Annotated in this window: 21 protein-coding genes; 17 read left to right on the top strand and 4 right to left on the bottom strand. The window is 72.0% G+C overall.

What is annotated here, in order from left to right:
- Positions 1-14 precede the first annotated feature (14 nt).
- The 7 genes from rsmD (at position 15) to mutM (ending at position 5,039) form a co-directional block, all read left to right on the top strand.
- Entirely contained in the window at positions 15-614 is a 600-nt protein-coding gene (gene rsmD, locus ACMATS_RS11625) for a 16S rRNA (guanine(966)-N(2))-methyltransferase RsmD (RefSeq protein WP_390776714.1), read from the top strand.
- Positions 611-1,120 (top strand): pantetheine-phosphate adenylyltransferase, encoded by a 510-nt coding sequence (gene coaD / locus ACMATS_RS11620; RefSeq protein ID WP_390776715.1) that lies wholly within the window; start codon positions 611-613, stop codon positions 1,118-1,120. Before rsmD ends, coaD begins: the two co-directional genes overlap by 4 nt.
- Positions 1,121-1,218: 98 nt before the next feature.
- Positions 1,219-2,277 carry an ATP synthase F0 subunit B gene (locus tag ACMATS_RS11615; RefSeq protein ID WP_390776716.1) on the top strand — a complete coding sequence of 353 codons (1,059 nt, stop codon included), beginning with the start codon at positions 1,219-1,221 and terminating at the stop codon, positions 2,275-2,277.
- A 187-nt stretch (positions 2,278-2,464) separates the two neighbouring features.
- Entirely contained in the window at positions 2,465-3,061 is a 597-nt protein-coding gene (locus ACMATS_RS11610) for a YceD family protein (RefSeq protein WP_390776717.1), read from the top strand.
- A 2-nt stretch (positions 3,062-3,063) separates the two neighbouring features.
- Entirely contained in the window at positions 3,064-3,237 is a 174-nt protein-coding gene (gene rpmF / locus ACMATS_RS11605) for a 50S ribosomal protein L32 (RefSeq protein WP_015657589.1), read from the top strand.
- 19 nt (positions 3,238-3,256) lie between these two features.
- Positions 3,257-4,075: a ribonuclease III gene (gene rnc / locus ACMATS_RS11600; protein WP_390776718.1), complete on the top strand. Its 819-nt coding sequence runs from the start codon at positions 3,257-3,259 to the stop codon at positions 4,073-4,075.
- A gap of 97 nt (positions 4,076-4,172) precedes the next feature.
- Positions 4,173-5,039: a bifunctional DNA-formamidopyrimidine glycosylase/DNA-(apurinic or apyrimidinic site) lyase gene (mutM, locus tag ACMATS_RS11595; protein WP_414167857.1), complete on the top strand. Its 867-nt coding sequence runs from the start codon at positions 4,173-4,175 to the stop codon at positions 5,037-5,039.
- A 70-nt stretch (positions 5,040-5,109) separates the two neighbouring features.
- On the opposite strand, the gene ACMATS_RS11590 is transcribed toward mutM, so the two are convergent.
- Positions 5,110-5,493, bottom strand: coding sequence for a winged helix-turn-helix transcriptional regulator (locus ACMATS_RS11590; protein ID WP_390776720.1), 384 nt, complete (start codon positions 5,491-5,493; stop codon positions 5,110-5,112).
- A 137-nt stretch (positions 5,494-5,630) separates the two neighbouring features.
- Between ACMATS_RS11590 and ACMATS_RS11585 the strand changes: the two genes are divergently transcribed.
- Positions 5,631-6,218, top strand: coding sequence for a flavodoxin family protein (locus ACMATS_RS11585; RefSeq protein ID WP_391151738.1), 588 nt, complete (start codon positions 5,631-5,633; stop codon positions 6,216-6,218).
- Between the two features lie 32 nt (positions 6,219-6,250).
- On the opposite strand, the gene ACMATS_RS11580 is transcribed toward ACMATS_RS11585, so the two are convergent.
- On the bottom strand, positions 6,251-7,357 hold the full coding sequence (locus ACMATS_RS11580) for a CAP domain-containing protein (RefSeq protein ID WP_414167856.1): 1,107 nt from the start codon (positions 7,355-7,357) through the stop codon (positions 6,251-6,253).
- A 132-nt stretch (positions 7,358-7,489) separates the two neighbouring features.
- Here ACMATS_RS11580 and ACMATS_RS11575 point away from each other — a divergent pair, with 132 nt between their 5' ends.
- The 4 genes from ACMATS_RS11575 (at position 7,490) to ACMATS_RS11560 (ending at position 13,755) form a co-directional block, all read left to right on the top strand.
- Positions 7,490-7,771: an acylphosphatase gene (locus ACMATS_RS11575; protein ID WP_414167855.1), complete on the top strand. Its 282-nt coding sequence runs from the start codon at positions 7,490-7,492 to the stop codon at positions 7,769-7,771.
- A 388-nt stretch (positions 7,772-8,159) separates the two neighbouring features.
- Entirely contained in the window at positions 8,160-8,366 is a 207-nt protein-coding gene (locus ACMATS_RS11570) for a hypothetical protein (RefSeq protein WP_171087512.1), read from the top strand.
- A 211-nt stretch (positions 8,367-8,577) separates the two neighbouring features.
- The gene (smc, locus tag ACMATS_RS11565; protein ID WP_414167854.1) at positions 8,578-12,138 is read left to right on the top strand and encodes a chromosome segregation protein SMC; all 3,561 of its coding nucleotides are present in this window, start codon (positions 8,578-8,580) and stop codon (positions 12,136-12,138) included.
- 195 nt (positions 12,139-12,333) lie between these two features.
- Positions 12,334-13,755 (top strand): sugar porter family MFS transporter, encoded by a 1,422-nt coding sequence (locus ACMATS_RS11560; protein ID WP_391151743.1) that lies wholly within the window; start codon positions 12,334-12,336, stop codon positions 13,753-13,755.
- A gap of 411 nt (positions 13,756-14,166) precedes the next feature.
- Here the strand turns inward: ACMATS_RS11560 and ACMATS_RS11555 are convergent, their stop codons facing one another.
- Positions 14,167-15,642, bottom strand: coding sequence for a purine-cytosine permease family protein (locus ACMATS_RS11555; RefSeq protein WP_390776725.1), 1,476 nt, complete (start codon positions 15,640-15,642; stop codon positions 14,167-14,169).
- A 277-nt stretch (positions 15,643-15,919) separates the two neighbouring features.
- On the opposite strand from ACMATS_RS11555, the gene ftsY reads away from it, so the two are divergent.
- On the top strand, positions 15,920-17,167 hold the full coding sequence (ftsY, locus tag ACMATS_RS11550; protein WP_390776726.1) for a signal recognition particle-docking protein FtsY: 1,248 nt from the start codon (positions 15,920-15,922) through the stop codon (positions 17,165-17,167).
- A 217-nt stretch (positions 17,168-17,384) separates the two neighbouring features.
- On the opposite strand, the gene ACMATS_RS11545 is transcribed toward ftsY, so the two are convergent.
- Positions 17,385-18,059, bottom strand: a complete 675-nt coding sequence (locus ACMATS_RS11545; RefSeq protein ID WP_414167853.1) for a bifunctional DNA primase/polymerase — start codon at positions 18,057-18,059, stop codon at positions 17,385-17,387.
- Positions 18,060-18,566: 507 nt separating this feature from the next.
- Between ACMATS_RS11545 and ACMATS_RS11540 the strand changes: the two genes are divergently transcribed.
- From ACMATS_RS11540 to ACMATS_RS11525, 4 genes are all read left to right on the top strand, one after another.
- On the top strand, positions 18,567-20,093 hold the full coding sequence (locus ACMATS_RS11540) for a hypothetical protein (protein WP_414167852.1): 1,527 nt from the start codon (positions 18,567-18,569) through the stop codon (positions 20,091-20,093).
- 315 nt (positions 20,094-20,408) lie between these two features.
- Positions 20,409-21,698 carry an ammonium transporter gene (locus ACMATS_RS11535; protein WP_390776729.1) on the top strand — a complete coding sequence of 430 codons (1,290 nt, stop codon included), beginning with the start codon at positions 20,409-20,411 and terminating at the stop codon, positions 21,696-21,698.
- Positions 21,695-22,033 (top strand): P-II family nitrogen regulator, encoded by a 339-nt coding sequence (locus ACMATS_RS11530; RefSeq protein WP_390776730.1) that lies wholly within the window; start codon positions 21,695-21,697, stop codon positions 22,031-22,033. The genes ACMATS_RS11535 and ACMATS_RS11530 overlap by 4 nt, the downstream gene beginning before the upstream one ends.
- A gap of 1 nt (position 22,034) precedes the next feature.
- Positions 22,035-24,530, top strand: a complete 2,496-nt coding sequence (locus ACMATS_RS11525; protein ID WP_414167851.1) for a [protein-PII] uridylyltransferase — start codon at positions 22,035-22,037, stop codon at positions 24,528-24,530.
- Positions 24,531-24,550 lie beyond the last annotated feature (20 nt).

The raw sequence follows: 24,550 nt of genomic DNA, 5'->3' as shown, positions 1-24,550 counted from the left end.
AGGACCCCGACACCATGACCCGCGTGATCGCCGGCACCGCCGGCGGACGCCGCCTGGCCGTGCCGCCCGGCACCGGCACCCGCCCGACCTCCGACCGGGCGCGCGAGGGCCTGTTCTCCACCTGGCAGTCCCTCCTGGGCACCCTGGACGGCATCCGGGTGCTGGACCTCTACGGCGGTTCGGGCGCAGTGGGCCTGGAGGCCCTCTCGCGCGGCGCCGGGCACGTGCTGCTGGTGGAGGCCGACGCCCGCGCGGTGCGCGTGATCCGGGAGAACGTCCGGGTCATCGGGCTGCCGGGAGCCGAGGTGCGCACGGGCAAGGCCGAGCAGATCGCCTCCGGAGCCGCGCCCTCCGCCCCGTACGACGTGGTCTTCCTCGACCCGCCCTACGCCGTCACGGACGAGGAGGTGCGGGAGATCCTCCTCACACTCCGCACCGGGGGCTGGCTGGCCGAGGATGCGCTCGCCACCGTGGAGCGCAGCACCAGGGGCGGGGAATTCCGCTGGCCGGACGGCTTCGACGGACTGAGGGCCCGTCGCTACGGCGAGGGGACGCTTTGGTACGGTCGCGCCGCCTCGGCGTGCACTGCTGAGACATCATCAGGCACGTCATGAATGGACCGGAGAGCGAGGAACCACCGTTGCGCCGCGCCGTCTGTCCGGGGTCGTTCGACCCCGTCACCAATGGACACCTCGACATCATCGCCCGGGCCTCCCGGCTGTACGACGTCGTGCACGTCGCCGTGATGATCAACAAGTCCAAGCAGGGCCTGTTCACGGTCGACGAGCGGATAGACCTGCTCCGCCAGGTCACCGCCGAGTACGGCAACGTCCGGGTGGAGGCCTTCCACGGGCTGCTCGTCGACTTCTGCAAGGAGCGGGACATCCCCGCCATCGTCAAGGGGCTGCGGGCCGTCAGCGACTTCGACTACGAGCTGCAGATGGCCCAGATGAACAACGGCCTCTCGGGCGTCGAGACCCTGTTCGTCCCCACCAACCCCACCTACAGCTTCCTCTCCTCCAGCCTGGTCAAGGAGGTCGCGGCCTGGGGCGGCGACGTCTCCCACCTGGTGCCGCCGCTGGTCCTGGAGGCCCTCACCGAGCGGCTCGCGCAGAGCTGACGCCCCGGCGCGACGCCGGTGAGTGCCCGGCGGGGTCCGCTGGCCTTACAGTCGTCCCCGTCCGTTCCCATCGGTCGGAAGAGAGTGGCGAGCGCCAGGTGGACGTACAGAAGAAGCTCGACGAGATCGTCACGGCCGTCGCCGGTGCCCGCTCGCTGCCCATGTCGGCCTCCTGCGTCGTCAACCGGGCCGAGCTGCTCGCGCTGCTGGAGGAGATGCGCACGGCGCTGCCCGGCTCGCTCGCCCAGGCGCGCGAGGTCATCGGCGACCGCGAGCAGCTCGTCGCGGACGCCCGCGAGGAGGCCGAGCGGATCCTGGACGCCGCCCGCGCCGAGCGCGGGACGCTGATCTCGGACACCGAGGTCGCCCGCCGCTCCCAGGACGAGGCCGACCGCATCCTCGCGGAGGCCCGTCTGGAGGCGGAGCAGGTCCGCGCCGAGGCCGACGACTACGTCGACAGCAAGCTCGCCAACTTCGAGGTCGTCCTCACCAAGACCATCGGCTCCGTCGACCGCGGCCGGGAGAAGCTGCTCGGCCTGCAGGACGGCGGCGGCCCCGGCGAGGACGACGCCCCGGAGCGCAGCGCCGACCCCGGCGTGCAGCGGCAGCGGGCCGACGCCTACGTGGACGCCAAGCTCGGCGCGGTCTCGGCCGTCCTGGCCAGGACCCTGGAGGCCGTCGGCCGCGGCCGCGAGAAGCTGACGGGGGCCCGCCCCGCGGACGAGCTCGGCGCCCTGGCCGACCAGGGCGGCCCGCTGGCGGGCACTCCCACCAGCGACGCGGACTTCCTCGCCGAGCTCGCCGCCTCCCAGCAGCAGCCGGTGAGCCCGCCGCAGCAGGTCCCGCAGCAGCCCGTCTACGCGGACTACCAGGAGCCCGCAGCGGCCTACCAGGACCCGTACGGCTATCCGCAGGCCTACCCGGCGCAGCCGGACCCGTACGCCGTCCAGAGCGGCTACCAGGACCCGTACGGCTACCACCAGCAGCACTACGCGGCACAGCCGCAGCAGGTGCAACAGCAGCAGGTACCGCAGCAGGTCCAGCAGACGCAGGTGCAACAGCCGCACCAACAGGGCGCCGGGCTCGACGAGAAGAGCTTCTTCGACACCGGGATGATCGACCTCGACCAGCTCCGCCGGTACGAGCAGGGCCGCTGACCGGCCGCGTCCGCAGCGGGACAACCGGAGCGGATTGGGCCCAGAGCGGGGCGTCCAGTATCCTGGCTCTTCGGTCGCGCATGCATCCGCGATCCAGGCTGCCCTCGGCGTTCCGCGCGGGGTGCGGCCTCACCCGCGTAGAAAGCAGGAAGCCCTGAACGCCCGCCTTGATCACCGTGACCCTCTCGTGTTCGACACACGCGAGCTGGGCCGGCGTCCCGGTGCGCTGAAGCGGCTCTCCCGCTCCGTCCCCGCTCCCAAGGATCTCGGTATCGAGGTCATCGGGGTGGCCGAGGGTGCGACCGTTGAGCTTGACCTCCGGCTGGAATCGGTCATGGAAGGGGTGCTTGTCACAGGCACCGCCCGTGCACCGCTGACCGGGGAGTGCGTAAGGTGTCTGGAGCCGCTCGAGCAGGAGCTCGAAGTGGATTTCCAGGAGCTGTACTCCTACCCCGACCTCGACGAGCGTGGCCGCCTCGCGGCCGCCGACGACGAGGACGAGGACGACGAAGAGGACACGCTCTTCCTCGAGGACGACTTGCTCGGCCTCGAACCCGTGCTGCGGGATGCGGTGGTGCTCGCACTGCCGCTGCAGCCGGTGTGCCAGGACGACTGCCCCGGCCTGTGCTCCGAGTGCGGAGCGCGGCTGGCGGACGACCCGGACCACCACCACGAGACCGTCGACATCCGTTGGGCGGCACTGCAGGGACTCGCCGGTTCCGACCAGGACGGCGAGAAGGACAACGCACCCCGTGCCAACGGGGATGACTCACAGGAGAAGTAGCCGTGGCTGTTCCGAAGCGGAAGATGTCGCGCAGCAACACGCGCCACCGCCGGTCGCAGTGGAAGGCTGCGGTCACCCCCCTGGTGGCGTGCGAGCGCTGCCACGAGCCGAAGCAGCAGCACATCGCGTGCCCGAGCTGCGGCACCTACAACAAGCGCCAGGTCCTCGAGGTCTGATCGGCGGGTGACAGGCTCCATGTCAGACGCCACTACGCCATCCCGCAGTCGCGGGAATGGGGCGCCTCAGGCGGACGCGGCCTCGTCTCACACGCTTCTGGAAGGGCGGCTCGGGTACACACTCGAGACCGCCCTTCTGGTGCGTGCGCTGACGCACCGGTCCTACGCCTACGAGAACGGCGGCCTGCCCACCAACGAGCGGCTGGAGTTCCTCGGGGACTCCGTTCTCGGCCTGGTGGTCACGGACACCCTGTACCGGATCCACCCCGACCTGCCCGAGGGCCAACTGGCCAAGCTGCGGGCCGCGGTGGTCAACTCCCGGGCGCTGGCCGAGGTCGGCCGGGGTCTGGAGCTGGGCTCCTTCATCCGGCTCGGCCGCGGTGAAGAGGGTACGGGCGGCCGGGACAAGGCCTCGATCCTCGCGGACACGCTGGAAGCGGTCATCGGCGCGGTCTATCTGGACCAGGGTCTGGACGCCGCTTCGGAGCTGGTGCACCGGCTCTTCGACCCGCTGATCGAGAAGTCCTCGAACCTCGGCGCCGGCCTGGACTGGAAGACCAGTCTCCAGGAGCTCACGGCCACCGAGGGTCTCGGTGTCCCGGAGTACCTGGTCACGGAGACCGGTCCGGACCACGAGAAGACCTTCACGGCTGCTGCCCGCGTCGGTGGTGTCGCGTACGGCACCGGCACCGGCCGCAGCAAGAAGGAAGCGGAGCAGCAGGCGGCGGAGTCCGCCTGGCGCGCCATCCACAAGGCGGCGGAAGAGCGTATCGCCGCCGCCAAGGAGGGCGGCTCCCCGTCGGCGGACTCCGCCGGCGGCGCGCAGCAGAGCGCGTAGTACGAACCGTCGGCCGGTTCGCGGCACCGACTCCGGTGCTGCGAACCGGTCTTCGTCTTTCCGCCGCCGGGGGGCGGCAGCCTGGAGGAGCGCACCCATGCCCGAGCTGCCCGAGGTCGAGGTCGTCCGCCGTGGCCTGGAGCGCTGGGTCGGCGGCCGCACCGTCGCCGCCGTCGAGGTGCTGCACCCGCGGGCCATCCGCCGCCATCTGGCCGGACCGGCCGATTTCGGCACGCAGTTGACGGGGCAGCGGCTCGGTGCGGCCCGGCGGCGCGGCAAGTACTTGTGGCTTCCGGTGGGGGACGGGAGCCGGGCGGTCCTCGCACATCTCGGCATGAGCGGCCAGTTGCTGGTGCAGCCGCCGGACGCCCCCGACGAGAAGCACCTGCGCGTCCGCATCCGCTTCGCCGACACCGAGGGCACCGAACTGCGCTTCGTCGACCAGCGCACCTTCGGCGGGCTCTCCCTGCACGACACCGTCCTCGGCGACCCCGACGGCCTCCCGGACGTCATCGCGCACATCGCCCGGGACCCCCTGGACCCGGCCTTCGACGACGCCGCGTTCCACACGGCGCTGCGCGGGCGCCGCACGACCGTCAAGCGGGCTCTGCTCGACCAGTCGCTGATCAGCGGCGTCGGCAACATCTACGCGGACGAGGCGCTCTGGCGCACGCGGCTGCACTACGAGCGCCCGACCGCGGGCCTGACCCGCCCGCGGACCGCCGAACTGCTCACCCACATCCGCGAGGTCATGAACGAGGCCCTCGCGGCCGGCGGCACCAGCTTCGACAGCCTCTACGTCAATGTGAACGGCCAATCCGGCTATTTCGACCGGTCGTTGGACGCCTACGGGCGCGAGGACGAACCGTGCCGCCGCTGCGGTACGGCCATCCGCCGCCGCCCGTGGATGAACCGCTCCAGCTACTTCTGCCCCCGCTGCCAGCGGCCGCCGCGCGCCGCGTAGGGGCGCGGGGCTGTCACATCATGCGGCTCCGCCGCGTGGGCGCGACCAGCCACAACGGACCCGCAGATATCTACGGTTGCCGCTCCACGTCATAGGCATCGCGTGCGGCAAGCACATCCGGCATGCGGTTCTCCAGCAGCGAGATCAACCCCAGCAGCCGCTCGGCGACTTCACGTCCGAGCGGCGTCAACCCATAGTCCACGCGCGGCGGATTCACCGGCTGTGCCTCCCGATGCACGAGCCCGTCCCGCTCCAGGGCCTGCAGGGTCTGGGACAGCATCTTCTCGCTGACGCCCTCGACGCGTCGGCGCAGTTCGTTGAAGCGCAGCGTGTCCTCGCGCAGTGCGCCGAGGGTGAGGGCGCCCCACCGCCCGGTGACATGGCCCAGGGTGTCGCGGGAGGGGCAGTTCCGCGCGAAGACGTCGAACGGCAGCTGGTCCTGATCCTGATCCATGGGCACACCCTACTCCGACACAGCGCTCACCAACAGATTGCGCTTTCTGAAAGTTAGTGCTTTCCTTTCTGCATCGCACCGCCCTGCGGTGCGTGCCCCCCCACTCGCGTCTCCGAGAGGCATCTGCCGTGTCTGCCGTGACCACCCCCGTCGTCTCCATCGCCTACCACTCCGGCTTCGGCCACACCGCGGTCCTCGCCGAGGCCGTCCGCTCCGGCGCCTCCGCGTCCGGTGCGACCGTTCACCTGATCAAGGTCGACGAGATCACCGAGGCGCAGTGGGAACTGCTCGACGCCTCCGATGCGATCGTCTTCGGCTCGCCCACCTACATGGGCACCGCCTCCGGCGCGTTCCACGTCTTCGCCGAGGCGAGCTCCAAGCGCTGGGCGACCCGGGCCTGGCAGGACAAGCTGGCCGCCGGTTTCACCAACTCCGCCTCCAAGAGCGGCGACAAGCTGCACACCCTGCAGTTCTTCTCGCTGCTCGCGGCCCAGCACGGCATGAGCTGGGTGAGCCTCAACCTGTTCCCGGGCTGGAACGCCTCCACGGCCTCCGAGAACGACCTCAACCGCCTGGGCTTCTTCCTCGGCGCCGCGGCCCAGTCCAACAACGACCAGGGCGCGGAGGCCGTTCACCAGGCGGACATCGAGACCGCGCAGCACCTGGGCCGGCGCATAACGGAGCAGGCGCGCATCTTCGCGGCGGGCCGCGTGGCGGTGGCCTGACGCAGGATCTGCGCCCCGTCAGGGGCGCAGCCCTAGTACCCGAAGTCCTGCGTCCACCAAGGGCCGCCGTCCCCCATGTGCACCCCCACACCCAGCCGTTTGTACTCGCAGTTGAGGATGTTCTGCCGGTGCCCGGCGCTCTGCATCCACGCGTTCATCACCGCATGGGCGTCCGGATGCCCGCGGGCGATGTTCTCGCCGCCGAGGTTCTTGACGCCGCGCCGTGCGGCGCGGTCCCACGGCGTCCTGCCGTCGGGGTCGGTGTGGTCGAAGAAGCTCCGCCGGGCCATGTCGTCGCTGAACGACTGGGCCAGGCCGTTGAGTTTGCCGTCCGCCCGCAGTGGCTTGCAACCCGCCTTCGCCCGTTCCTCGTTGACCAGGGACAGCACCAGGTGCGCTGCCGCGCTGTGCGGGTCGGCCAGTTTCCCGTGCAGATGCGCGGAGTCCTCCACGGCCGCGCCGGTACCCGCCGAGGCGATGCCCGCGTCGGTGGCCGTGTGCGCCGACGCGGAGGTGTGGACGGAGCCGCCGAGCGGATCCGGCTGCTCCGGCGCGGCGGCCGCCATGGGGGAGTCGGGTCCGTGTGCCCGCTCGGCCCCGCGTCCGGCGCGGGCGTCCTCGGCGGTCCTGCGGTCCGCGGCCGGCTGCTGTTCCTGCTCCGCCACCGGCCGGGCCCGCGCCCGGTGTTCCTCGCGCCCGCCGCCCGGTGCGGCCGGCCGGGAACGCTGGCTGGGCGTGCCGGGCTGCGGCTGGTCCGCCCGTACCTGCCCGGTGGTGCCGGCGGCGCTGGTGCCCCCGGTGTCCTGGGTGGAGAGGCCCCCGGTCGGGAGCAGCCCGGAGATCATGGCCGCGGCGCCCATGGCCACGGCCGCGGACGCGCCGAGCAGACCGGCCCGCCGGGCGGCGGGGGCGCCGACCCGCGCCTTGATGCCCTTGGCCCGCCCGGGGCGCCGGGCGCTGCGGTGACGGCCGACGTCGTCGGCGGGGACGACGGGGATGGGTTGAGTGCTCGCTTCCGAAGGGTCCTCGCCGGGGCCGAGCGGCTGGGGCCGCTCTCTCGTCTGGGGAGCCCTCGCTTTCCGGGCAATCGCTGCCGCTTCGTCAGCGGTGAGGGGGGCAGAGCGTCGATGGCGACCCATCCGCTGCCTTCCTTGTGTGCTCGGCGTGAAAGTGCGTCACTCGTACGGGGGAGCCTTATAGAGCCGCGACTGTACGGCACGTGATGCGGGGTCGAAGTGCTTCGTATGCAATTGGCCAGTTAGCGTGCAGACATGAACAAGAATGTCCGTCTCACGGCGTGGGTCCGTGGTCATGTGCAGGGTGTTGGCTTCCGTTGGTTCACTCGGGCCAATGCCTTGGCAATCGGTGACCTGATCGGCTTCGCCTCGAACCTCGCCGACGGACGGGTGCAGGTGGTCGCCGAGGGGCCCCGCACCCATTGCGAACAATTGCTCGACTGGCTGCGCGACGGCGACACGCCCGGCCGGGTCGACGGTGTCACGGAGATCTGGGGCGTCCCGCGCGGCGGTTATGACGGATTCGAGATGCGCTGACCCCTCGCCGACGCCCCGGATGCCGACCGCTCCGGGGCGTCGGACATTCCCTTAATATGTCTTTGGCATATTCGTTCCACGGGAATTGCCTGATGGTTGCCAACTCGGCGGCGGCGTGCAAGGCTGCCTTCCAACGGATGATCTCCACACCCCTCGGGCCCCGGGTGCGGACAGCGGCGCGGATCACCCCCCGCCACCCCTGGGACGCCTGCGGATACGGGGTGTGATCGTGTTGACCGTCAAACCTTTTGGTGAGACTCTGGAAGCCCCGCGCACCTTAGCTGTTTGGCATTGAAACACCGCAGTAGCGATGGCAGACACCGCGGGTGCGAATCCCTCACGACCCACACCGCTTAGGTCGGTCACTCAGTGTGGAGGACCATCCATCATGGCAAAGGCGCTTCTCGGTTACGTCGGCGGCTCCGACCCCCGAGTCCTCGCCGAGATGCGACGGCTTCAGCAGCGAGTCCAGGACCTGGAATCCGAGCTCATCCGGATGCAGGCCGAGAACGACGCGCTGACTGCCGCCGCTCACCACGGTGACTCGCTGCTCGACAGCATCGACGTATCCAAGGCGGAGCCTGCGCTCGCCTGACCCTACGCCCTGCCCCGGGGGCCTGGTCGGGCTGCACTGTTCAGTCAGCTCAGTCAGCCGCTTCAGATTCTGCAAGGGACGCTCCGGCGTCCCTTCGTCGTATCCGTCGTATCTTCGGCCCCCTGCCGTTTTCCTCCGCAGCCCCCTTACGTTCAGGATGTGCCCGGCACCTTCCGGGGTGAAACCGAGATGAACGGTAGAGTCCTGCTGCGTGCACCTCAAGAGCCTGACCCTGCGCGGGTTCAAATCCTTCGCCTCCGCGACGACCCTGCGCTTCGAACCCGGCATCACCTGTGTCGTGGGCCCCAATGGTTCGGGTAAGTCCAATGTCGTCGATGCACTCTCCTGGGTCATGGGCGAGCAGGGTGCCAAGTCGCTGCGCGGCGGCAAGATGGAGGACGTCATCTTCGCCGGGACCACCGGCCGCCCGCCGCTGGGCCGCGCCGAGGTCTCCCTGACCATCGACAACTCCGACGGCGCCCTGCCCATCGAGTACGCCGAGGTCACCATCACGCGGACGATGTTCCGCAACGGCGGCAGCGAGTACCAGATCAACGGCGACACCTGCCGGCTGCTCGACATCCAGGAGCTGCTCTCCGACTCCGGCATCGGCCGCGAGATGCACGTCATCGTCGGCCAGGGCCAGCTCGACTCCGTCCTGCACGCCGACCCGCTCGGCCGCCGCGCCTTCATCGAGGAGGCGGCCGGCGTCCTCAAGCACCGCAAGCGCAAGGAGAAGGCGCTGCGCAAGCTCGACGCGATGCGGGCCAACCTCGCGCGCGTCCAGGACCTGACCGACGAGCTGCGCAGACAGCTCAAGCCGCTCGGCCGGCAGGCCGCCGTGGCCCGCCGGGCCGCCGTGATCCAGGCCGACCTGCGCGACGCCCGGCTGCGGCTGCTCGCCGACGACCTGGTCGCCCTGCGCGAGGCGCTGAGCTCCGAGATCGCCGACGAGGCGGCCCTCAAGACCCGCAAGGACGCCGCCGAGCAGCAACTGCAGGAGGCGGCCCGGCGCGAGGCCGAGCTGGAGGAGCAGGTCCGCGAACTGACGCCGCGCCTCGCACGCGCCCAGCAGACCTGGTACGAGCTCTCCCGGCTCGCCGAGCGCGTCCGCGGGACCATCGGGCTCGCCGACGCCCGCGTCACCAGCGCCACCGCAGTCCCCGCGGAGGAGCGGCGCGGCCGCGACCCGGAGGACCTGGAGCGCGAGGCGGCCCGCATCCGCGAGCAGGAGGCAGAGCTGGAGGCCGCGCTGGAGGCGGCCGGGCGGGCCCTGGAGGACACCGCGCGGCACCGCGCCGAGCTGGAGCAGCGCCTGGCGGAGGAGGAGCGCCGGCTGCGCGACGCGGCCCGCGCCGTCGCCGACCGCCGCGAGCAGCTCGCCCGGCTGCACGGCCGGGTCACCGCCGCCCGCGACCGGGCGGCGTCCGCAGAGGCCGAGTCCGTCCGCCTGACCGCCGCCCGCGACGAGGCGTACGAGCGGGCCGCGGCCGCGCGCGAGGAGTACGAGCAGCAGCAGGCCGAGGCCGACGGGGCCGACGCCGGCGACGCGGACCTGGCCGCCCGCCACGACCGGGCCAGGGCGGAGCTGGCCGCGGCGGAGTCCGCCCTGGACGCGGCCCGCGAGGCGGCGGGGGAGGCCGGGCGGCGCCGCGCGGCGATCACGGCCCGCCGCGACGCACTGGCCCTGGGCCTGCGCCGCAAGGACGGCACGGGCGCACTTCTGACGGCGAAGGAACGTTTGTCCGGGCTCCTCGGTCCGGCGGCGGAGCTCCTCACCGTCGCCCCCGGCAGTGAACTCCCCGTCGCCGCGGCGCTCGGCGCGGCCGCGGACGCCGTCGCTGTCACCGGCCCGGCGGCCGCGGCGGAGGCGCTGCGCCTGCTGAAGAAGGAGGACGCGGGACGCGCGGCACTGCTCCTCGCGGGAGCACCGGACGAGCCCCCCGCAGCCCCCGCCGCCGGCTTCCGGACGGCGTCCGAACTCGTCCGCGCCCCCGAGGAGTTGCGGCCCGCGGTCCGGCGTCTGCTGGGCCGCATGGTGGTCGTCGACACCCTGGAGGACGCCGAGCACCTGGTCGCCGCACGCCCCGACCTGACCGCCGTCACCGCCGAAGGCGACGTGCTGGGCGCGCACTTCGCGCAGGGCGGCTCCGGCGGAGCGCCGAGCCTGCTGGAGGTACAGGCGGCCGTCGACGAGGCGACGGCGGAACTTGCCGAACTCGAAAAGGAATGCGCGGAGTTGAGCACGGCTCAGCGCGCAGCGGAAGAGAACAGAACACGGACCGCCGCCCTCGTCGAGGAGCTGGCGGCCTCCCGCAGCACGGCCGACCGCGCGAAGTCGAAGGTCGCCCAGGACCTGGGCCGCCTCGCCGGGCAGGCCCGCGCCGCGGAGGGCGAGGCCGAACGCAGCGCCGCGGCCGTCGGGCGCGCACAGGAAGCACTGGCGCGCGCCGCCGAGGAGGCCGCGGAACTGGCGGAGCGGCTGGCGGCCGCCGAGGAGCTCGCGGACGACGACGGCACGGACGACCCCGACACCGCCGCCCGCGACCGGCTCGCGGCCGACGGCGCCAACGCCCGGCAGACGGAGATGGAGGCGCGGCTGCAGGTCCGTACCCACGAGGAGCGCGTCAAGGCGCTCGCGGGCCGGGCGGACGGGCTCGACCGCGCGGCGCGTGCCGAACGGGAGGCGCGGGCGCGGGCGGAACAGCGCCGCGCCCGGCTGCGCCACGAGGCCGAGGTGGCCGGGGCGGTGGCGGCCGGGGCCCGGCAGCTGCTGGCCCATGTGGAGGCCTCGCTGGTGCGCGCCGACGAGGAGCGGCAGTCGGCCGAGGCCGCCAAGGGGGAGCGCGAGCGCGAACTGGTCGCGGGGCGCAATGCCGCGCGCGAGCTCAAGAGCGAGCTGGACAAGCTGACGGACTCGGTCCACAAGGGCGAGGTGCTGGGCGCGGAGAAGCGGATGCGGATCGAGCAGCTGGAGGCCAAGGCTCTGGAGGAGCTCGGCGTCGAGCCCGCGGGCCTGGTCGCCGAGTACGGTCCCGACCAGCCCGTGTCACCCTCGCCGCCGGCCGAGGGCGAGACGCTGCCCGAGGACCCGGAGCACCCCCGCAACCAGCCGGTGCCCTTCGTGCGGGCGGAACAGGAGAAGCGCCTCAAGGCGGCGGAACGGGCGTACCAGCAGCTCGGCAAGGTCAATCCGCTCGCGCTGGAGGAGTTCGCGGCCCTGGAGGAGCGGCACAACTTCCTCTCGGAGCAACTGGAGGACCTCAAGAAGACCCGCGCCGACCTCCTCCAGGTGGTGAAGGACGTCGACAAACGCGTCGAGGAGGTCTTCACGGCGGCCTACCGTGACACGGCCCGCGAGTTCGAGGGCGTCTTCTCCCGGCTCTTCCCCGGCGGCGAGGGGCGCCTGATCCTCACCGACCCGGACGACATGCTGGCGACCGGCGTCGACGTGGAGGCCCGCCCGCCGGGCAAGAAGGTCAAGCGCCTGTCCCTCCTCTCGGGCGGAGAGCGCTCCCTCACGGCGGTGGCACTGCTCGTGGCGATCTTCAAGGCCCGCCCGAGCCCGTTCTACGTGATGGACGAGGTCGAGGCGGCGCTGGACGACACCAATCTCCAGCGGCTGATCGGGATCATGAAGGAACTCCAGGAGAGCTCGCAGCTGATCGTGATCACCCACCAGAAGCGGACGATGGAGGTCGCGGACGCGCTCTACGGGGTGTCGATGCAGGGCGACGGCGTTTCGAAGGTCATCAGCCAGCGCCTTCGTTGATCAACTTCACTACTTGAACTCAACTGCCCGGCAAACGGGGGGAAACAAGTTCATCACATTCTCTTGACTTAGAAAATTGAAGGCATAGGGTCTCCCACGTTGCTTACGCCTTCACGTGGTGGTCATTCGATCTTCCACCGGAAAGGCCGCCCCCCCACCCCCGGCAGTGTGGCCGGGGTGCCCCAGGAGTACACGTTGACCAGCACAGCGACGGCAGCGAAGGGATCCGAGGGCCGCAAGGCCCAGCCGGACCACCTCGGCCACGTCATCTTCATCACCGCGGCCGCGGCCATGGGCGGCTTCCTCTTCGGTTACGACAGCTCCGTGATCAACGGCGCCGTCGAGGGCATCCGCCACAAGTACGACATCGGCTCCGCCGCGCTCGCCCAGGTCATCGCGATCGCGCTGATCGGCTGCGCGATCGGCGCCGCCACGGCCGGCCGCGTCGCGGACCGCATCGGCCGCATCCGTGTGATGCAGATCTCCGCGGCCCTGTTCACCGTCAGCGCCGTCGGCTCGGCCGTGCCGTTCGCCCTGTGGGACCTCGCCCTGTGGCGCGTCCTCGGCGGCATAGCCATCGGCATGGCCTCGGTCATCGGCCCGGCCTACATCGCCGAGGTCTCCCCGCCGGCCTACCGCGGCCGTCTCGGCTCGTTCCAGCAGGCCGCGATCGTCGTCGGCATCGCCGTCTCGCAGCTCGTCAACTGGGGCATCCTCAACGCCGCGGGCGGCGACCAGCGCGGCCACCTCCTCGGCATCGAGGCCTGGCAGCTCATGCTCGGCGTCATGGTGGTCCCGGCCGTCCTCTACGGCCTGCTCTCCTTCGCCATCCCCGAGTCCCCCCGCTTCCTGATCTCGGTCGGCAAGCTCGACAAGGCCAAGACCGTCCTGGCCGAGGTCGAGGGCAAGGGCACCGACCTCGACGCGCGCGTCGCCGAGATCGAGCACGCGATGCACAACGAGCAGAAGTCCACCTTCAAGGACCTGCTCGGCGGCCGCTTCGGCCTGCTCCCGATCGTCTGGATCGGCATCGGCCTCTCGGTCTTCCAGCAGTTCGTCGGCATCAACGTCGCGTTCTACTACTCCTCGACGCTGTGGCAGTCGGTGGGCGTCAACCCCGAGAGCTCGTTCTTCTACAGCTTCACCACGTCGATCATCAACATCGTCGGCACCGTGATCGCGATGGTCCTCGTCGACCGCATCGGCCGCAAGCCGCTCGCCCTCGTCGGCTCCGTCGGCATGGCCGTCTCCCTCGCCCTCGAGGCCTGGGCCTTCGCCTCCAAGTCCGCGGACGGCACCCTGCCGACCGGCCAGGGCACGGTGGCCCTCGTCGCGGCCCACGCGTTCGTGCTCTTCTTCGCGCTCTCCTGGGGCGTCGTGGTCTGGGTCTTCCTCGGCGAGATGTTCCCCAACCGCATCCGCGCCGCGGCCCTGGGCGTCGCCGCCTCGGCCCAGTGGGTCGCCAACTGGGCCATCACGGCCAGCTTCCCGAGCCTCGCGGACTGGAACCTCTCGGGTGCGTACATCATCTACGCGGTCTTCGCCGTGCTCTCCATTCCCTTCGTGATGAAGTTCGTGAAGGAGACGAAGGGCAAGGCGTTGGAGGAGATGGGCTGACCTACCCCGCCGCCCACTCCTCTGCGAGGCGCTGACCCGACTTCGGGTCAGCGCCTTTGCGTTTGCCGTGGCCGTGGCCGTGGCCGGGGCCCGTGTCCGACTGTCCCGCCGCCGTGGCGTGCGTGGGCCACCCTCCCGCTCCACCCGTTGCTCCGCACCGCAGGCTCGGGCTTCCTGCAAGGGCTGATCGCCGTCGGCGTCGAACGGACGCGAGGGGGTGGGGCGGGGACGGGCCCTGGAGGGGGACGTAAAAACTTTTTGGGACGAAAGGGCGGGGCGCCCCCACGTGGAACGGACCGTCACAAAAAGTTCAGTCCCCGGAAGGGCCCGTCCCCGCCCCACCCCCGACCCACGCACGCAAAACGGCCCCCTGCGAAACGCAGGGGGCCGTCCGACGTGGAGAGCGAGGGCTTACTTCTCCTGCTCCCGCGGAGTGGGAAGCACAGCCATCAGCACAGCCGAGATCGCGATCGTCGCGGCCCAGCCCAGCCCGTACTTGCCCACGAACGTCCCGGACAGCGGCCCGCTGAACCACGCGCACTGGGTGAAGCAGAGACCGGCGATCAGCGCCACCGCCCACGCCGTCATGGCCTGCCAGCAGAAGCCGCCCGCGTACCAGTACCGACTCGACGGGCTGGTGTCCATCAGCCCCTCCGCGTCGTACCGCACGGCCCGCACCCGCCGCCGCGCCATGTCGACCGCGTAGACACCGATCCACGCCGAGAACGAGACGGCCAGCAGGATCAGGAAGGTGATGAACGAGCTCAGGAAGCTCTTCGCGACCAGCATCAGCATCAGACCGCCCACCAGCGAGATGGCGGCGTTGATGCTCACGGCCATCGCACGCGGCAGCTTGACGCCCATCGTCTGGGCGGTGAACCCGGCCGAGTACATCGACAGCGAGTTGATCAGCAGCATGCCCACGATCGCGGTGATCAGGTACGGCACGGCCAGCCACGTCGGCAGGATGTCACCGAGGAAGGACACCGGGTCCGGCGCCTCGGCGAGCCCCGGCGCGGCCACGGCCATCACGGCACCCATGAGCACCATCGGCACCATCACCACGCCGGCACCGGAGACCGTCGCACCGACGATCTTCTTGCCGGACGCGGAGTGCGGAAGGTAGCGCGCGAAGTCGGGACCGGTGGGCACCCAGCTGATGCCGCCCGCCGCGATCGTGCCGATGCCGGCGATCATCATCGCGGTCGAACCGGCCGGCTTCGAGAAGACGTCGTGCCACTTGATGTGCACGACGAGGTACCCGAGCACCAGCACGCTGAAGACGCCGAAGAGGTAAGTCGACCACTTGTTGCAGACGTTGAGGGCCTTCCGGCCCATGCCGCTCACGAGGAACGTGCACGCGACGAAGACGAACAGCGTGATGACGATGAGCACGCTGTTGCTCTTGATCCCGAACAGCAGGTCGAGCACGGTCAGTACGGCGTACGCACCCGTGACCGCGTTGATCGTCTCCCAGCCGAACCGGGCGACCCAGAGGATCGCACCCGGGAAGAGGTTGCCGCGCACGCCGAACGTCGCGCGGGAGAGCATCGCGCCCGGCGCGCCGCCCCACTTCCCGGAGACCGACAGCACGCCGACCATGCCGAAGGACGCCAGGGCGGCGCATCCGGCGACGATCAGGACCTGCCAGAAGTTGAGCTTGTTGAAGACCACCAGGGCGGCGCCCATGGTGAGCAGCAGCACGCTGATGTTGGCGGCGACCCAGGTCGGGAAGAGCTCCCGGACCCGGCCGTGCCGCTCGTGGTCCGGTACGGGCTCGATGCCGCGGGTTTCTATCGCGCCTTCGGAGTCGGCGGCTGCAGTGGTGGACACATCGTCCAGCAGAGCGCCGTCCTTGCGGACGGCGCTGTCCGTGGTGGGGGCCATGGGGATGGGGGCTCCGTGCAGGTGATGCGGGGGGCGGGAGGCCTCAAGGGGTGTCGGCGAGCCGTTCCGGCCCGCCAAGGCCTCTGACCAGAAAAGGTCTTTGCGGACTCTACGCGCGTCACGTAGGTGCACGCCATCGTACTTTGCTCCAACTTTGGCCGGATAGTGCCATTGGTCCTCGTGGTAAACCACAAAAACCCGGCAACCGCACCGCGAAAATCCGGGGCCGACGAGGCGGCACCGGCATGCCGCCCCGGTGTCCGATACTGGGGGCGTTATGGAATTCGTCATCCTTGCCGTAGTCATCGCTGTGGTCGCGCTCGGCGCGATCAGCGGGCTCGTGGTGAGCAGCCGCAAGAAGAAGCAGCTGCCCCCGGCGCCGCCGAGCAGCCCGTCCGTCACCGCGCCGCCCGCCGAGCCCCACGTCGGCGAGGAGGCCGAAGCCCCGCGCGAGGAACCGCGCCGCACCATCGAAGAGGTGGAACTGCCGGAGGCCGCCGAGGCCCCGGCGGAGGAGGCGCCGGTCGTCGAGCCGGAGACCGCGGCCGAGGCCGCCGCTCCGGCCGAGCCCGCCGTGGAGGTCCCCGAGCCCACCGCCGGCCGCCTCGTCCGGCTGCGCGCGCGGCTCTCGCGCTCGCAGAACTCCCTGGGCAAGGGTCTGCTGACCCTGCTCTCCCGGGAGCACCTCGACGAGGACACCTGGGAGGAGATCGAGGACACCCTGCTCACCGCCGACGTGGGCGTCGCGCCCACGCAGGAGCTGGTCGAGCGGCTGCGCGAGCGCGTCAAGGTGCTCGGCACCCGCACCCCCGAGGAACTGCGCACCCTGCTCCGGGAGGAGCTGCTCACGCTCGTCGGCACCGACTTCGACCGCAGCGTCCACACCGAGCCCGGTGTCGGCGTGAACGGCGAGGAGAAGCCCGGCGTCGTCATGGTCGTCGGCGTCAACGGCACCGGCAAGACCACCACCACGGGCAAGCTCGCCCGGGTGCTGGTGGCCGACGGAAAGTCCGTCGTGCTGGGTGCCGCCGACACCTTCCGCGCCGCCGCGGCCGACCAGCTGCAGACCTGGGGCGAGCGCGTCGGCGCCCGCACCGTCCGCGGTCCCGAGGGCGGCGACCCGGCGTCGATCGCCTTCGACGCGGTCAAGGAGGGCATCGCCGAGAACGCGGACGTCGTCCTGATCGACACCGCGGGCCGGCTGCACACCAAGACCGGCCTCATGGACGAGCTGGGCAAGGTCAAGCGGGTCGTCGAGAAGCACGGCTCGGTGGACGAGGTCCTGCTGGTCCTGGACGCCACCACCGGCCAGAACGGCCTGGTGCAGGCCCGGGTGTTCGCCGAGGTCGTGAACATCACGGGCATCGTCCTCACCAAGCTGGACGGCACGGCCAAGGGCGGCATCGTCGTTGCCGTCCAGCGCGAGCTGGGCGTGCCGGTGAAGCTGGTGGGTCTGGGCGAGGGCGCGGACGATCTGGCGCCGTTCGAGCCGGAGGCGTTCGTCGATGCGCTGATCGGCGACTGAACGTCGCGATCTCCTCGGGCGTGAGGAAAGGGCCTCTCCGCAAGGGCGGAGGGGCCCTTTGCCGTGGTCCCGTAAGCGCCCCGTAAGGGGCGCGGGGAACTGCGCGACCAGCCCCCACCGGCCCGCAGGTAACGCACCACTCCAGGGGTCCGGGGCGCAGCCCCGAGCACCTCGACCGCGGGTGGGCCGTGGTTGCTCGCGCAGTTCCCCGCGCCCCTTACGGGGCGCCGCCTCCCGACCGGTGGGACACGTACGCCAGCGTGCCCAGCAGCAGCCTCGCCTCCGGGGGGCGGTCCGCCGTGTCGAGGGCGGGCGGGCGGAGCCAGCGCATCGGGCCGAGGCCGGCGAAGTCCGAGGGCGGGGCGGTGATGTGGTCGCCGGGGCCCAGGCCGCGCAGGTCGAGGCGGGTGTCGTCCCAGCCCATCCGGTAGAGCAGCTGGGGGAGTTGCGCGGCGGCGCCCGGCGCGACGAAGAACAGGGCGCGGCCGTGCGGGGTGAGGGCGACGGGCCCGAGCGGGAGCCCCATCCGTTCGAGACGGGCCAGCGCGTGCCGCCCGGCCGCCTCGCTGACCTCCAGGACGTCGAACGAGCGCCCCACCGGTAGCAGCACGGCCGCTCCCGGCACCTCGGCCCAGGCCGCCGCCGCCTCGTCCAGCGTGGAGCCGGCCGGGACGGGCGGGGCGAAGGAGAGCGGGTGGGCCCCGGGGGCGGGGCAGCCGACGGCGCCGCAGGAGCAGCTCACGCGGCCGCCGCGCGCGGCGCGGGCGCCCGGCGCCACGTCCCACCCCCACAGGCCGGTGTACTCCGCGACCGTGGTCGCGGTGTCGGACGCGCGGCCTCGGCGCCGAGAGCCCGAGCGCAGATCCCGGATGCCGCCGATTGTGAAGCCCATGCCCCCTCCAACGGGTCTCTTCCGCGGTTGGTTACGTGTCGGAGTGTCTCGGACACGTACGGTCGCGGACCTCGTCTCCGGGGCGGCGCGACGGTGCGCGGGAGGTGGTGCGGAGCGCGGTGCGCGCCGCCCCGTGCACCGGTCCACCCGTCGTCCGGCCGCCGCCGCCCGGCGCCGCGGCCGACGGCTCGCCGACTCCCTTGATCCTTTCCGGGGTTGCCGGATGTCAAGTCAATCGCGGCCGGTGGCACAGCAGTTCATTCGTTGGGGTGGCGAATGGTGGCGTTTGCTGGACTGCTCTCGCCTGATCGGTGATCGTAGGATTACTTTCGGTGCAAGAACCCCGGGAGATGCGCCCAGCAGTGGGTATGCCGGAGGCATGTGACGCTTCCCGTCGTTCCCGGCGGCGCCCGCGCATCGCCGGACAGGCCGCCGCAACAGGCGGCATGCTGTTGGCGGTTCGCGCGGCAGCGCGCACAGAGCAGAGTTCGGGATGGGGGCATTCCAGTGGGCGGCAACGTCAGCGGTGCCGATGGAGCCGGCAGGGCCGATCGGCAAGAGCGGTCCGAGAGGTCCGAGAAGCGTCCGAACGAGCAGCTGAACTCCTGGTTCCTGCGGAGCGGCTGGTCGAAGGGCGAGCTGGCCCGGCAAGTGAACCGCCGGGCCCGCCAGTTGGGTGCCCATCACATCAGCACGGACACCTCCCGTGTGCGCCGCTGGCTGGACGGTGAGCAGCCGCGCGAGCCGATCCCGAAGATCCTCTCCGAGCTCTTCTCCGAGCGCTTCGGCTGCGTGGTCGGCATCGAGGACATCGGGCTGCGCTCCGCGCACCAGTCGCCCTCCGTCGGCGGGGTGGACATGCCCTGGGCCGGCCGGCAGACGGTCGAGCTGCTCAGCGAGTTCTCCCGCAGTGATCTGATGCTGGCCCGGCGGGGCTTCCTCGGCACCTCGCTCGCCCTCTCCGCGGGTCCCGCCCTCATCGAGCCGATGCAGCGCTGGCTGGTCCCCGGCCCGTCGAGCCGGGAGGAGCGGTCCGAGGGGGCGGCCGCGCAGGAGCGCTCCCGGCGCGGCACCCGGCTTTCCAAACCGGAGCTGGAGCTGCTGGAGTCCACGACGAAGATGTTCCGTCAGTGGGACGCCCAGTGCGGCGGCGGCCTGCGCCGCAAGGCCGTGGTCGGCCAGCTCCACGAGGTGACGGACCTGCTCCAGGAGCCCCAGGCGGAGGCCACCGCCAGACGCCTGTTCAAGGTCGCCGCCGAACTGGCCGAGCTGGCGGGCTGGATGAGCTACGACGTCGGCCTGCACCCGACGGCGCAGAAGTACTTCGTCCTGGCGCTGCACGCCGCGAAGGAGGCCGGGGACCGCCCGCTCGGTTCGTACGTCCTCTCCAACATGAGCCGCCAGATGATCCATCTCGGCCGCCCCGACGATGCGTTGGAGCTGATCCACCTCGGCCAGTACGGCTCGCGGGAGACGGCCACCCCGCGCACCCAGGCCATGCTCTACGCCATGGAGGCGCGGGCTTACGCCAGCATGGGGCAGCCGGCCAAGTGCAAGCGCGCGGTCACCATGGCGGAGGACTGTTTCGCCGACTGCCTGCCCGCCGACGGGGATCCCGACTGGATCCGCTTCTTCTCCGAGGCCGAGCTCAACGCGGAGAACGCCCACTCCTTCCGCGATCTCGCCTATGTGGCGGGCCGCAGCCCGACGTACGCCTCGCTGGCCCGGCCCAAGATGGAGCGGGCCGTCGAGCTGTTCTCCCAGGACCCCGAGCACCAGCGGTCGTATGCGCTCAATCTGATCGGCATGGCCACCGTGCACCTGATGGAGCGCGAGCCGGAGGAGTCCACGCTCCTGGCCGGCCAGGCCCTCAGGATCGCCAAGCAGGTCCGCTCGGAGCGGGTGAACAACCGCCTGCGCAAGACCGTGGATTCCGCCGTGCGTGATTTCGGCGGGGTGTCCGAAGTCCGTGAGCTCACCGACCAACTCGCCCTTCACCTGCCGGACTCGGTGGAAGCCGCCCAGGCGGTCTGACGCCCTCCGGCCCCTCGGACCCGGCCGCGACGACCCTCCCGTACAGCCCGACTCGGCTCCCCCACGCCAGGTCACACCGGGTGGTCGTCGCGGTCGGTTTGCATGGTCGCCGGGCGGTCCGGCGGAGGGTAGCGGCAATTCCGGCCGGGCTCCGGGCAGTTCACCCGGGCGTAACACGGGCGATGTGTTCGTCACTGGCGCGAAACAACCTGCGGCATCGGCTGAAACGGTGCTGCGCGAGCCTGACGCGACACCGGCCCGGGGAACGACGGCCCGCACGGGGGTCAGGGCCGTGGCTATCGAGGAGACACCGACTTGAATGGCGCAGATACCGCATTCGTACTGATCAGTGCCGCGCTCGTGATGCTGATGACGCCGGGCCTGGCCTTTTTCTACGGCGGCATGGTGCGGGTGAAGAGCGCCCTCAACATGCTCATGATGTCCTTCATCTCGCTCGGCATCGTCAGCGTGCTGTGGGTCCTCTACGGCTATTCGCTCGCCTTCGGTGACGACATCGGCGCAGGACTGCTGGGCAACTTCGACCACATCGGGCTGAAGGGCATCAGCCCCGAGACGCTGACCAACGGCAAGGACGGCATCCCGGTCCTCGCCTTCGCGTTCTTCCAGCTGATGTTCGCCGTCATCACCCCCGCCCTGATGAGCGGCGCCCTCGCGGACCGCGTGAAGTTCAGCGCCTGGGCCCTGTTCATCACCCTGTGGGTGACGGTCGTCTACTTCCCGATCGCGCACTGGGTCTGGCAGCCCGACGGCTGGCTGGCCCAGCTCAAGGTCATCGACTTCGCGGGCGGCACCGCCGTCCACATCAACGCGGGCATCGGCGGCCTGGCCGCCGTCCTCGTCGTCGGCAAGCGCATCGGCTTCACCAAGGACCCCATGCGTCCCCACAGCCTCCCCCTGGTGATGCTGGGCGCGGGACTGCTGTGGTTCGGCTGGTTCGGCTTCAACGCCGGCTCCGCCCTCGCCGCCAACGGCACCGCTGCCAATATGGCCTTCAACACCCAGGTCGCCACGGGCGCGGCCATGCTCGGCTGGCTGGTCTACGAGCGGATCAAGCACGGCGCCTTCACCACCCTGGGCGCGGCCTCCGGGGCCGTCGCCGGACTCGTCGCCATCACGCCCTCCGGCGCCGCCGTCAACGCCTTCGGCGCCCTGCTCATCGGCGTCGTCGCCGGGGCCGTCTGCTCCTGGGCCGTCGGCCTCAAGTTCAAGCTCGGCTTCGACGACTCGCTCGACGTCGTCGGCGTCCACCTGGTCGGCGGCGTCATCGGCACCCTGCTCGTCGGCGTCCTCGCCGTGAACGGCGTGGGCGGTGCCGTCCAGCTCGGCCGCCAGGCGGTCGGGGCGTTCTCGGTGCTCGCCTACTCCTTCGTCGTCTCCTGGCTGCTGGCCAAGCTCGTCGACAAGCTCGTCGGCTTCCGGGCGAGCGAGGACGACGAGATCAGCGGCCTCGACCAGGCCCTGCACGCCGAGACCGCCTACGACTTCAGCGCGGTCGGCGGCGCCCCGGCGCACCGCACCGCCGCCCCGTCCGCCGCCACGGAGCAGCAGCCCCCGGCCCCGAACAGCAAGAAGGTCGATGTATGAAGCTCATCACCGCAGTCGTCAAGCCCTTCCAGGTGGAGGCGGTCAAGGAGGCCCTGGGCGAGTTCGGGGTCCACGGCCTGACCGTCACCGACGCCCAGGGCTACGGCCGGCAGCGTGGCCACACCGAGGTCTACCGCGGCGCGGAGTACCGGATGGACCTGCTGCCCAAGACGCGCATAGAGGTACTCGTCGACGATGTCGATGCGGAGGAGGTCGTCGACGTCATCGTCAAGGCCGCCCGCACCGGCAAGATCGGCGACGGCAAGGTGTGGGTCGTCCCCGTCGAGACGGTCGTCCGCGTCCGCACCGACGAGCGAGGCCCGGACGCGCTCTGAGATGCCCCAGGGAGACCGGGTGACGGACATCGAAGGCGGCTACGCGGCCGCCCGGCTGCGCCTCCTGCACGAGGAGGCGCAGGCCGGGCCCCGGCTGCGGGCCGAGCTCGCCCGGCTCACCGACGGCTGGCTCGGCGGGCTGCTGGGCCGCACCCGGGGCGTCGCCCTCGTCGCCGTCGGGGGCTACGGGCGCGGGGAGCTCTCCCCGCGCAGCGACCTGGACGTGCTGCTCCTCCACGACGGCACGGCCGACGCCAGCGCGACGGCGGCCCTGGCCGACCGCGTCTGGTACCCCGTCTGGGACATGGGCCTCGACCTCGACCACTCCGTCCGCACCCCCGCCGAGGCCCGCAAGACCGCCGCCTCCGACCTCAAGGTCCACCTCGGCCTGCTCGACGCCCGGCACCTCGCCGGGGACCCAGCCCTCACCGCCGCCCTGCGCACCACGGCCTACGAGGACTGGCGCGCCCAGGCCCCCGGCCGGCTGCCGGAGCTGCGCGAGATGTGCGAGGACCGCGCCCGGCGCCAGGGCGAGCTGCGCTTCCTGCTGGAGCCCGACCTCAAGGAGGCCCGCGGCGGGCTGCGCGACGCCACCGCCCTGCGCGCGGTCGCCGCCTCCTGGCTCGCCGACGCCCCGCGCGAGGGCCTGGAGGAGGCCCGCAACCTGCTCCTCGACGCCCGCGACGCCCTCCACCTGGCCACCGGCCGCGCCTCCGACCGGCTCACCCTCCAGGAACAGCACCAGGTCGCCACGGCCCTCGGCCTGCCCGACGCGGACGCCCTGCTGCGCCGGGTCTACGAAGCGGCCCGCACGGTCTCGTACGCGGCCGACGTCACCTGGCGCGAGGTCGGCCGGGTGCTGCGCGCCCGCTCCGGACGGGCCCGGCTGCGCCGCATCCTCGGCGGCCGCGGGGGCCGGGGCGGCTTCGTGGAGCCCGAGCGGATCCCGCTCGCCGAGGGCGTCGTCGAACAGGAGGGCGAGGCGGTGCTCGCCCGTACCGCGCGCCCCGAGCGCGACCCCGTGCTCCCGCTGCGCGCGGCCGCCGCGGCCGCGCAGGCGGGGCTGCCGCTGTCGCCGCACGCGGCGCGGCGGCTGGCGGCCGCCGGACCGCTGCCGGTGCCCTGGCCCGCCGAGGCCCGGCAGCAGCTGGTCACGCTGCTGGGCGCGGGGGAGCCGGCGGTGGCCGTCTGGGAGGCGCTGGAGGCGGAGGGCGTCGTCGCGCGGCTGCTGCCCGAGTGGGAGCACGTCCGCTGCCGCCCGCAGCGCAACCCCGTCCACCGCTGGACCGTCGACCGGCACCTCGTCGAGACGGCGGTGCAGGCCTCCGCCCTCGCCCGCCGCGTGGACCGGCCCGACCTGCTGCTCGTCGCCGCCCTGCTGCACGACATCGGCAAGGGCAGGCCCGGCGACCACTCCGAGGCGGGCGAGGCCCTCGCCCGCGCTGTCGCCGCCCGGCTCGGCTTCGGCGCCGCCGACACGGACGTCCTCGGCACGCTCGTCCGCCACCACCTGCTGCTCGCCGAGACGGCCACCCGCCGCGACCTCGACGACCCGGCCACCGTCCGCACGGTCACCGACGCGGTCTCCACCGCCGGGACGCTGGAGCTGCTGCACGCCCTCACCGAGGCCGACGCCCGGGCCACGGGACCGGCGGCCTGGAATCCCTGGCGGGCCTCGCTCGTGGACGGCCTCGTCCGCCGCGCCGCCGCCGCGCTCGCGGGCGCCCCGCTCGCGGACCGCCGGGAGCGGGGCGCCCCGACGGCGGAGCAGGAGCGTCGCGCCGCCGAGGCGCTCGGCGCGGGCGGGCCCGTCGTCACCCTGGCCGAAGAGCCCGTCGGCGTCGAGGTGTTGATGGCCGTCCCCGACCGGCCGGGCGTCCTGCCCGCGGCGGCCGGCGTGCTGGCCCTGCACCGGCTGACGGTGCGGGCCGCGGAGCTGCGGACGGTCCGGGGCGTGCTGCTCCTCGACTGGCGGGTGGCCGCCGAGTACGGCTCCCCGCCGGAGGCGGCCCGGCTGCGCAACGACCTCGTGCGGTCCCTGGACGGCTCGCTCGACGTCGCCGCACGCCTCGCCGAGCGCGAGGCGGCGTACGCGAACCGTCGCAGGCTCGCCCCCGCGCCCCCGCGCGTGACGGTCGCGCCCGGGGGCTCGCACGCGGCGACGGTCCTGGAGGTGCGGGCCCAGGACGCCCCGGGCCTGCTGCACCGGATGGGCCGCGCACTGGACGCGGCGGGGGTGCGGGTGCGCAGCGCGTATGTCAGCACGCTGGGTGCCAGCGTGGTGGATGCGTTCTATGTGACGGGGGCGGAGGGGCGGGCGCTGCCGGCAGAGGAAGCCGCCGCACTGGCCGCCGGAATGCAAGAGACGCTGGGGGGTGCCCGATGGGGCGGTACGGGCCCTGCGACTCCCCCAGCTACCGCTGGGAGGTGCCCCCAGCACCAGACACCGCAGGACCCGCACCGACCCGGACCCATCGGGCACCCCCCAGGCGGCTGACCGCACCGGGGGCGTACGGA

The organism is Streptoverticillium reticulum (genome assembly GCF_047456005.1).
Taxonomy (GTDB): Bacteria; Actinomycetota; Actinomycetes; order Streptomycetales; family Streptomycetaceae; genus Streptomyces; species Streptomyces reticulum.
The sequence above is the reverse complement of the archived record's forward strand: the minus strand, read 5'-3'. Positions and strand labels throughout refer to the sequence as shown.